The 9331-nt window shown below is 62.5% G+C and carries 5 protein-coding genes and 6 pseudogenes; all 11 read left to right on the forward strand.

The genetic code is table 11. The annotated features are described in order from the left end of the window. Nucleotides 1–780, forward strand: a pseudogene (locus JCM19049_RS05050) (cell division protein FtsZ); the annotation flags it as partial. A gap of 22 nt (nt 781–802) precedes the next feature. Beyond that, nucleotides 803–1045 (forward strand): annotated as a pseudogene (locus JCM19049_RS18720) (laccase domain-containing protein); the annotation flags it as partial. A 34-nt stretch (nt 1046–1079) separates the two neighbouring features. Further along, nucleotides 1080–1538 carry a polyphenol oxidase family protein gene (locus JCM19049_RS05055; protein ID WP_279402498.1) on the forward strand — a complete coding sequence of 153 codons (459 nt, stop codon included), beginning with the start codon at nt 1080–1082 and terminating at the stop codon, nt 1536–1538. A 94-nt stretch (nt 1539–1632) separates the two neighbouring features. Further along, nucleotides 1633–2183: pseudogene (locus tag JCM19049_RS05060) on the forward strand (cell division protein SepF). A gap of 158 nt (nt 2184–2341) precedes the next feature. Further along, nucleotides 2342–2503, forward strand: a complete 162-nt coding sequence (locus JCM19049_RS22245) for a YggT family protein (RefSeq protein ID WP_306420689.1) — start codon at nt 2342–2344, stop codon at nt 2501–2503. A 221-nt stretch (nt 2504–2724) separates the two neighbouring features. Beyond that, nucleotides 2725–3459, forward strand: coding sequence for a DivIVA domain-containing protein (locus JCM19049_RS05070; RefSeq protein ID WP_054821023.1), 735 nt, complete (start codon nt 2725–2727; stop codon nt 3457–3459). A 238-nt stretch (nt 3460–3697) separates the two neighbouring features. Then, nucleotides 3698–3976 (forward strand): signal peptidase II, encoded by a 279-nt coding sequence (locus JCM19049_RS18725; protein WP_279402499.1) that lies wholly within the window; start codon nt 3698–3700, stop codon nt 3974–3976. After that, on the forward strand, nt 3973–4128 hold the full coding sequence (locus JCM19049_RS18730; protein WP_279402500.1) for a hypothetical protein: 156 nt from the start codon (nt 3973–3975) through the stop codon (nt 4126–4128). Before JCM19049_RS18725 ends, JCM19049_RS18730 begins: the two co-directional genes overlap by 4 nt. Then, nucleotides 4125–5071 (forward strand): annotated as a pseudogene (locus JCM19049_RS05080) (RluA family pseudouridine synthase). The gene JCM19049_RS18730 and the pseudogene JCM19049_RS05080 overlap by 4 nt, the downstream one beginning before the upstream one ends. A 188-nt stretch (nt 5072–5259) precedes the next feature. After that, nucleotides 5260–8758 (forward strand): annotated as a pseudogene (gene dnaE, locus JCM19049_RS05085) (DNA polymerase III subunit alpha). A 230-nt stretch (nt 8759–8988) separates the two neighbouring features. Beyond that, nucleotides 8989–9331: pseudogene (locus JCM19049_RS05090) on the forward strand (histidinol dehydrogenase); the annotation flags it as partial.

A 9331-nucleotide genomic window follows, 5' to 3' on the forward strand; every position in this document is an offset into this window, starting at 1 on the left:
TTCGAAGGCCGCCGCCGTGCGAACTCCGCCGAGGCCGGCATCGAGGCGCTGCGCGACGAAGTCGACACCCTGATCGTCATCCCGAACGACCGACTGCTGTCCATCTCGGACCGCAACGTCTCGGTGCTTGACGCCTTCCGCCAGGCTGATCAGGTGCTGCTCTCCGGTGTGCAGGGCATCACCGACCTGATCACCACCTCGGGCCTGATCAACCTCGACTTCGCCGACGTGAAGTCGGTGATGCAGGGTGCCGGCTCGGCGCTGATGGGCATCGGCTCGGCCCGCGGTGAGGACCGCGCGGTCAAGGCCGCCGAACTGGCGATCGCCTCCCCGCTGCTGGAAGCCTCCATCGACGGCGCCATGGCGTGCTGCTGTCCATCCAGGCGGCTCGGACCTCGGCCTGTTCGAAATCAACGAGGCAGCCCGCCTGGTCCAGGAAGTGGCCCACCCCGAAGCCAACATCATCTTCGGTGCCGTCATCGACGACGCCTGGGTGATGAGGCACGCGTAACCGTGATCGCCGCCGGCTTCGACTCCGTGGATGCCACCAGCAAGCCGATGGCAAAGCTGCCGGCCCAGTCGATCACCACCCCGCCGCCGGCTGAAGCGGCCGCAGAGAGCGTCTCGGCCAAGCCAGCCGAGAAGCCCGTCGCCGCCGCCATCCCCGAGCGCAAGCCCGAATCGGAATCCTCCAGGGACTTCCAGGACCTTCCCGACGTTGTCGATTCGGACCTGAACGGCTCCAACGACGATCTGGACGTGCCGGACTTCCTGAAGTAGTCCGCACCGGAACCTGAACGCAGTGCTACATTACGCATCGAACCTCGATCCGCAGATCCACCTGGCATTCACCTCGCAGGCCGAGGGCAACCTCGCCCTGCACGTGAATGATGACCCGCAACTGGTGCGGGCCAACCGCGCCAGGCTGGAGGAGCGGATCGGGGTTCGAAGCTTTTCCCTGACCTTCATGAACCAGGTTCACTCGGCCACCGTGCTAAACGCCGAACAGCAAGGCGCGGAAAGCGCGGCGGCCACCTGTGACGGGCTGATCAGCCACGGGGACAACGCCCTTGGCCGTCATGGTCGCCGACTGCCTGCCGGTGCTGTTCGTTGGGCACAACCCGCAGAACAACTCCAGCGCCACCGCCGCGGTTCACGCCGGACGCCGGGGACTACTGGACGGAATCATGCCCGAAACCGTCAAGCAGCTCACCGAGCTGGGCGCCACCCGCATTGAGGCCGTTATCGGCCCGGCGATCTGCGGGCGCTGCTACGAGGTGCCGCAGGAAATGCTCGAGGAGTCAGAGGCGCGGGTGCCGGGCATCGGCAGCATCACCAGCTGGGACACCCCGGCCTTGGACCTGCCAAGGGCCGCCGCGGGGCAACTTCGCGATCTGGCGGTCGAGGTGCGCAACAGCGGGATATGTACCTGGAAAATCCGGAGTACTACTCCTACCGTCGGGACCGTCACAGCGGGCGCTTCGCCGGCATCATCTGGCGAGAAAACTAGCTCCCTGCGACACACCGCAGAGAATTGAACAGATTTACGTTGCTACCCGAATCCAGTGCGGTAGCGTCGAACTAGCGGAATCATGCACTGGGGTTGCATGTACGGGAAACGAGGAGAGTATCGTGGCGGACGGACTACGTAAAGCAATGGTCTACCTTGGCTTGGCCGATGCGGTCGAGCACGAGGAAGCTCCTGCCGCGAGCCTGAGCAGCGCGCCCAGGTGCGAGTCGTGGAAGAGGAAGCTCCCCAGCGACCGACCGAAGCAGCAGGCCCAACCCCTGCTGCCCGAGCAGCGATTCCGCAACCAGATCAGTATGAGCAGGAAACCGAGTACCGGGCTCCTGTCACTCCCATCAAACGTGCCCCTTCGGTTAGGGATGAGGATTCCGAATTGCGTCAGATTACAACCGTGCACCCTCGTTCTTACAATGATGCCAAAATCATTGGTGAGAACTTCCGTGACGGTATCCCGGTGATTATGAACGTCACCGACATGGGCGAAACCGATGCCAAGCGCCTCGTAGATTTCTCCGCAGGACTGGTTTTCGCCCTGCATGGCTCCATCGAACGCGTCACCAATAAGGTGTTCCTTCTCTCACCAGCTACTGTAGAGGTGCTGGGCGAGGACCGTAAGCAGTCCGAAGCCCAGGCAACTTTCTTCAATCAGAGCTAACCGCCAAGGAGCGAGAACGCCACGATGCTATTCGGGATTCTTTATCTCGCGCTGAGCATTCTTCAAATTCTGCTGTTAATGAGAATTGTGTTGGATGTTACTGAAAGTTTTGCCCGGCACTGGAGCCGAAGGGAATTGCTCTGGTCGCAGCCACGGTCGTGGTAACGATCACCGACCCGCCACTGCGTTGGCTGCGCAAGCGTATTAAGCCCCTTGACTTGGGTGGAATACGTTTGGACCTGTCTTTCCTGGTGCTGTTCATCGTCGTCGTGATCGCCAAGGCGATCGTCGGCAATCTCGGGTACAGCGTCGGAATTTAGTGTTTGTCGGACCTGTTCGCAGATTGTCCTTACGGGGCTGACGCGGTAGGTTCAAATTGAATGACACGGCCACTAGATGTCGTTTTCGTGTTTAGTGACCAAAACGTTATATCCTTTAAAAAATGGTGCTTCGACTACACCGGTCGTAGTATTGAACAAGGTAAGTGTTTCGCAGGGCAACCTAGGTCGTGCGGAAGAGATCCCAGTATTGAGGTGACCCAATGGCTTTGACGCCAGAAGACGTAGTCAATAAGCGGTTTCAGCCGACCAAGTTCCGCGAAGGCTACGACCAGGACGAGGTAGATGATTTCCTCGACGAGATCGTCGTAGAACTGCGTCGCCTGAACGCTGAGAACGACGAGCTCCGCCGCCGCCTGTCTGCCCTGGGTGAGGATGTTTCCTCCTCCAAGGAGCAGTCCGTGCCGGCCCCGGTGGCAGCAGCCCCGACTGCTAAGCCCACCGAGGAAAAGAAGGCCGAGGCACCTGCTGCCAAGCCTGCCGAGGAGAAGAAGGCTGACGCAGCTGCAAAGCCTGCCGAGCAGAAGAAGGCCGAGGCACCTGCTGCCAAGCCTGCCGAGGAAAAGAAGACCGAGGCTCCGAAGGCCGCTCCGGCAGCCGAAACCGGTGCCCGGACCGACACCGCGGAATCCGCAGCCAACGTGCTTGCCATGGCACAGCGTCTGCACGATGAGTACGTGGCCTCCGGTGTGGAGCAGCGCGACAAGATCATCGCTGACGCCAAGACCGAAGCCAACACCATGGTCACCGAGGCCGAGGAGAAGAGCCGCAAGACTCTCTCGGCCCTGGAGCAGCAGAAGTCCGTCCTGGAACGCAAGCTGGAACAGCTGCGAGGCTTCGAGCGCGACTACCGTGCCCGCCTGAAGACCTACATCGAAGGCCAGCTGCGTGACCTGGAGTCCCAGGCATCGATCGACAGCACGACCAAGAACAGCTAACCAACCGGTTTTGCTGACTTGAAAAGCTAGTCAGTACAGTTGACGGTGGTGACCGGACATCCGGTCACCACCGTTGTCGTTTAACACGTCGTTGACAAAGGGTACGAATGGAAAACAACTCACCCGCGGCCGCCCCGGATCCCCGCCGCTCCGCCGGCAGGTTCCTCGCACTGGGCTTCGGCCTGGCCGTACTGGCCTGATCCTGGATCAGGGAACCAAGCTCTATATCGAATCAACGATGCAACTGGGCGAGTCGATTCCGGTGATCCCCGGGATCCTGAACATCCACTACATCCTGAATCCCGGCGCCGCATTCTCCTTCGGAGAGAGCTTCACCATCGTCTTCGCGCTGCTGCAGGCCGCCGTCTTCTGCTACGTGATCTACCTGCTGATCCGCAAGGTGCGCACCCTGTCCTGGGCGCTGACCCTCGGCGCGCTGCTGGGAGGAGTCGGTGGAAACCTCATTGACCGGATCTTCCGTGCTCCCGGCCTGGCTTCGGACACGTCGTCGACATGATTTCCGTACCGGGCTTTGCCATCTTCAACGTCGCCGACTCCTTCATCGTCTGCTCGATGATCGTGGTGGCGATCCTGCTGCTGCGTGACGTCCCGATGAACGGAGCCGGCAAGAATACCCAGACGGCCACGGGAACGGATCAGCCACAATGAGCCAGGACCGCCCCGCCGCAGTGCACCGACTGCAGGTCCCGGACGAAGAGCAGGGAAGTCGGGCCGATGTCTTCATCGCCCGGCAGCTGCAAATCCCACGGGCCGAGGCCACCGAACTGTGCCGCAGTAAACAGGTGCAAGTCAATGCAAGGACCATCAGCAAATCCCCGAAGCTCAAGGCGGGGGACCAGCTGGTGGTCAACCTGCCGGCCAAAGAAGACCCACTGAAAGTAGGGTGGAACGGGTGGAGAACCTAAAGATCATCGCCGATGACGAACACTTCGTGGTGATCGACAAGCCGGTGGGCGTAGCCGCCCACCCCTCACCCGGGTGGGTCGGACCCACCGTCGTCGGGGCCTTGGCCGCCGAGGGCTACAACATCTCCACCTCCGGTGCCCCGGAACGGCAGGGGATTGTGCACCGGCTGGACGTGGGGACCAGCGGCCTGATGGTGGTGGCAAAAACCGAGCGGGCCTACACGGAGCTGAAGCGGGCGTTCAAGGAACGCACCCCAAAGAAGATCTACCATGCCGTCGTCCAGGGTCTGCCCGACCCCCTGGAAGGGACGATCGACGCGCCCATCGGCCGGCATCCGGGTTTCGAATGGAAGTTCGCGGTCCTTGACGGCGGGCGCAACTCGGTCACGCACTACAAGGTGGAGGAGGCCTTCGGCCGGGCCAGCTTGGTCGAGGTCGAACTGGAAACCGGACGAACCCACCAGATCCGTGTGCATTTCTCCGCGTTCGGCCATCCGTGCGCCGGGGATCAGACCTACGGCGCCGATCCAAAGCTCGCGGCCGCGCTGGGCCTGACGCGTCAATGGCTGCACGCCCATCAGCTGGGGTTCGCCCATCCGGCTACCGGGCAATGGGTCGAATTCGTCAGCGAATACCCGGCAGACCTGGCGGGGGCCCTGGAACTGTTGCGCGAAGGCACCTACTAGTTTTTGTTGCCACACCCAGCGGTTTCCTTATGCGGAGCGTGCCGGGTCCATGGCAAAAACCGCCTCCTCGAGTGTGGCTTTCCCCAACCCGCGCCCGAGCTGATTCCGCGCGGGCCGAGGGCTAGACTGGATGCGTGAGTGCCACACGCGACGGATTTGTTCATCTTCATACCCACACCGAATACTCGATGCTCGACGGGGCGGCCCGTCTTGGCGAGCTCTTCGAGGAAGCCAACCGGCAGGGCATGGAAGCCATGGCCATCACCGACCATGGCTATCTCTTCGGTGCCTTCGACTTCTGGCGCCAGGCCACCGGGGCCGGCATCAAGCCCATCATCGGGGTCGAGGCCTACGTGACGCCGGGAACCGCGCGCGATGACAAGCAGCGCGTGAAATGGCGTACCGAGGAAAAGCAAAAGGGAGATGACGTCTCCGGCGGTGGCCTCTACACCCACATGACGCTGCTGTCCTACAACAACGAAGGCATGAACAACCTCTTCAAGGGCAGCTCCATCGCCTCCCTGGATTCGGTCTTCGGCAAATATCCGCGCTGGGACCGCGAGCTGCTGAACAACCACTCCAAGGGCCTGATTGCCACCACTGGCTGCCCCTCGGGTGAAATCCAGACGAAGCTGCGCCTGGGACAGTACGAGGCCGCAAAGGCGGCCGCCGCCGAATTCCAGGAGATCTTCGGCAAGGAGAACTACTTCTGCGAGATCATGGACCACGGTCTGGAGATTGAACGGCGGATCACCAAGGACCTGCTGCGTCTGGCCAAGGAACTGCAGATCCCATTGGTGGCCACCAACGACCTGCACTACACGCACGAAGCCGACGCGAAGGCCCACGAGGCGCTGCTGGCCATCAACTCCGGTTCCACCTTGATGAACCCACCTACGACCAGGGCGGCAAGCGCTTCGCCTTCTCCGGCTCCGGCTACTACCTCAAGAGCGCCCGGGAAATGCGTGAACTGTTCCGCGAGTTCCCCGAGGCCTGCGACAACACCCTGCTCATCGCCGAACGGGCCGAGGTCTCCTTCGACACCAACGCCAACTACATGCCCAAGTTCCCCACCCGGAAGGAGGACGAAACCAGCTGGCTGATCAAGGAAGTCGACAAGGGCCTGCACTACCGCTACCCGGATGGCATCCCCGATGAGGTGCGCAAGCAGGCCGATTACGAGCTGGATGTCATCATCAAGATGGGCTTCCCCGGATACTTCCTGGTGGTCGCCGACTTCATCAACTGGTCCAAGGACAACGGCATCCGCGTCGGCCCCGGCCGTGGTTCCGGTGCAGGTTCCATGGTCGCCTACGCAATGCGCATCACCGATCTGGATCCGCTGCAGCACGGACTGATCTTCGAACGCTTCCTGAACCCGGAGCGCGTTTCCATGCCCGACTTCGACGTCGACTTTGACGATCGTCGTCGCCCCGAAGTGATCAAGTACGTCACCGAGAAGTACGGAGACGAGCGCGTATCCATGATCGTCACCTACGGTTCGATCAAGACCAAACAGGCGCTGAAGGACTCCTCGGGTGCTGGGGTACCCCTTCTCGATGGGTGAAACGCTGACCAAGGCGCTGCCTCCGGCGGTGATGGCCAAGGACATCCCGCTGAACGACATCGAAAACCCGCAGTCCAAGCGCTACTCCGAGGCCGCGGATTTCCGCAACCTGGTCGCCAACGATCCCGAAGCGGCGCGCGTGTTCGAAACCGCCAAGGGCCTGGAGGGCTCAAGCGCCAATGGGGTGTGCATGCGGCTGGGGTGATCATGAGCTCGGATCCGATCATTGATGTCATCCCGATCATGCGCCGCCTGCAGGACCGTCAGGTGATCACCCAGTTCGACTACCCGACCTGCGAAGGCTGGGGCTGATCAAGATGGACTTCCTGGGCCTGCGCAACCTGACCATCATTTCCGACGCGATCGAGAACATCAAGGCCAACACCGGGGACGACCTGGATTTGGAGACCCTGCCACTGGATGACCCGGCTACGTACCAGTTGCTGGCCCGCGGCGACACGCTGGGCGTGTTCCAGCTCGATGGCGGTCCAATGCGATCGCTGCTGAAGCTGATGCGCCCGGACAACTTCGAAGACATCTCCGCGGTGCTGGCGCTCTACCGCCCGGGACCGATGGGCGCGAACGCCCACACAAACTACGCACTGCGCAAGAACGGGCTGCAGGACGTGGTGCCGATCCACCCGGAGCTGGCCGAACCGCTGGAGGAGATCCTGGGCGGCACCTTTGGCCTGATCGTCTACCAGGAACAGGTAATGGCGATCGCCCAGAAGCTGGCCGGCTACTCGCTGGGCCAGGCGGACATCCTGCGTCGTGCGATGGGCAAGAAGAAGAAGTCCGAACTGGACAAGCAGTTTGTCGGCTTCAAGCAGGGGATGAACGACAACGGGTACTCCGATGCCGCGGTGCAGACCCTATGGGACATCCTGCTGCCGTTCTCCGACTACGCGTTCAACAAGGCGCACTCGGCGGCCTACGGGGTGGTGTCCTACTGGACCGCCTACCTCAAGGAGCACTACACGGCCGAATACATGGCGGCCCTGCTCACCTCCGTGGGTGATGACAAGGACAAGCTGGCCATGTACCTGAACGAATGCCGGCGCCTGGGCATCACGGTGCTGCCGCCGGACGTCAACGAATCCGCCCTGACCTTCACCCCGGTCGGCAAGGACATCCGCTTCGGAATGGGTGCGGTGCGCAACGTGGGCACCCACGTGGTGGAGGGCATGGTCGAGGCCCGCACCGAGAAGGCGCCTACACCGACTTCAGCGACTTCCTGCGCAAGGTCCCGGCCGTGGTGTGCAACAAGCGCACCATTGAATCGATGATCAAGGCCGGCGCGTTCGACTCCATGGGCCACCACCGCCGAGCCCTGGTGGCGATCCACGAAGAGGCCGTGGACTCGGTGATCACCCTCAAGCGCAATGAGGCCGCCAACCAGTTTGACCTGTTTAGCGCGCTGGGCACCGAGGATGCCTCCGACTCGATGAGCGTAAGCATCCCGGACCTGCCGGACTGGGACAAGAAGGAAAAGCTCGGATTCGAACGCGAAATGCTGGGCCTCTACGTCTCGGACCACCCGTTGCAGGGGCTGGGCCAGGCCCTGGACCAGTACGCGGACATGTCGATCACCCATGTGATCTCCGATGACGGCCCCTCCGACGGGCACATCATCTCCATCGCGGGCATGATCACCGGCCTGCAGCGCAGGATTGCCAAGAAGTCCGGCAACCCCTACGCCCGCTGCGAGCTGGAGGACCTCTCCGGTTCGATGGAGGTCATGTTCTTTGGCCAGGCCTACCAGCCGATCGCGAGGTGCTGGCCGAAGACTTGATTGTGGTCATCAAGGGACGCGTGCAGCGCCGCGACGACGGTTCAATCACCCTGAACGCGCAGGAAATGATGATCCCGGAGCTCTCCGACGCCACCGGCACCGGCCGGTGGTCATTGCGATCCCCACCCACAAGGCCACCGAAACCCTGGTCTCCCAGCTCGGTGACGTGCTGCGCACGCACCGGGGCAACACCGAGGTGCGGGTCAAGCTCTCCGGCTCGCGCGGCACCTCGCTGATGCGCCTGGGCATGAACTACCGGGTGAACCCGAACCCGGCACTGTTCGGGGACCTGAAGGTGCTGCTCGGTCCGGCCTGCCTGGATGCCTAGGTATCCGGCCTGATCCTGTGTGACCGGGCCGGGTAACCATTGCCGCACCCAACGGCGGGCACGGTTAAACTGGACGGGTGACTTCCTCAGCTCAGAACCCCTTCCCGCAATTGGCCACCATTGACTGGCGGGCACGCCGGCTGGAGCGCGCCGAACTGAAGGCGCAGCTGCCACGGCCAGTGGTGAACTCGCAGACCGCCGCCGAATCGGTGCAGCAGATCATCGACAAGGTGCGCGGTGAGGGGATGCCCGCGCTGCTGGAACTGTCCGAGAAGTTCGACAAGGTGCGCCTGGAGCATACCCTGGTCCCGCAGGAGGAACTGCAGCGGGCCCTGGATGAACTGGATCCCAAGGTACGGGCGGCGTTGGAGGAATCCATTGAGCGGGCCCGCGCCTTCGCCGCGGCGCAGGTACCCCAGGACGCGGTCGTGGAGTATCCGCACGGAGCCCGGGTCACCCAGCGCTGGTGCCGGTGCGACGCGTGGGCCTGTACGTTCCTGGGGGACTGGCCGTCTACCCGTCCTCGGTCATCATGAACACCGTGCCCGCCCAGGCCGCCGGTGCCCAGTCACT

It is taken from the genome of Arthrobacter sp. JCM 19049 (assembly GCF_001310435.1).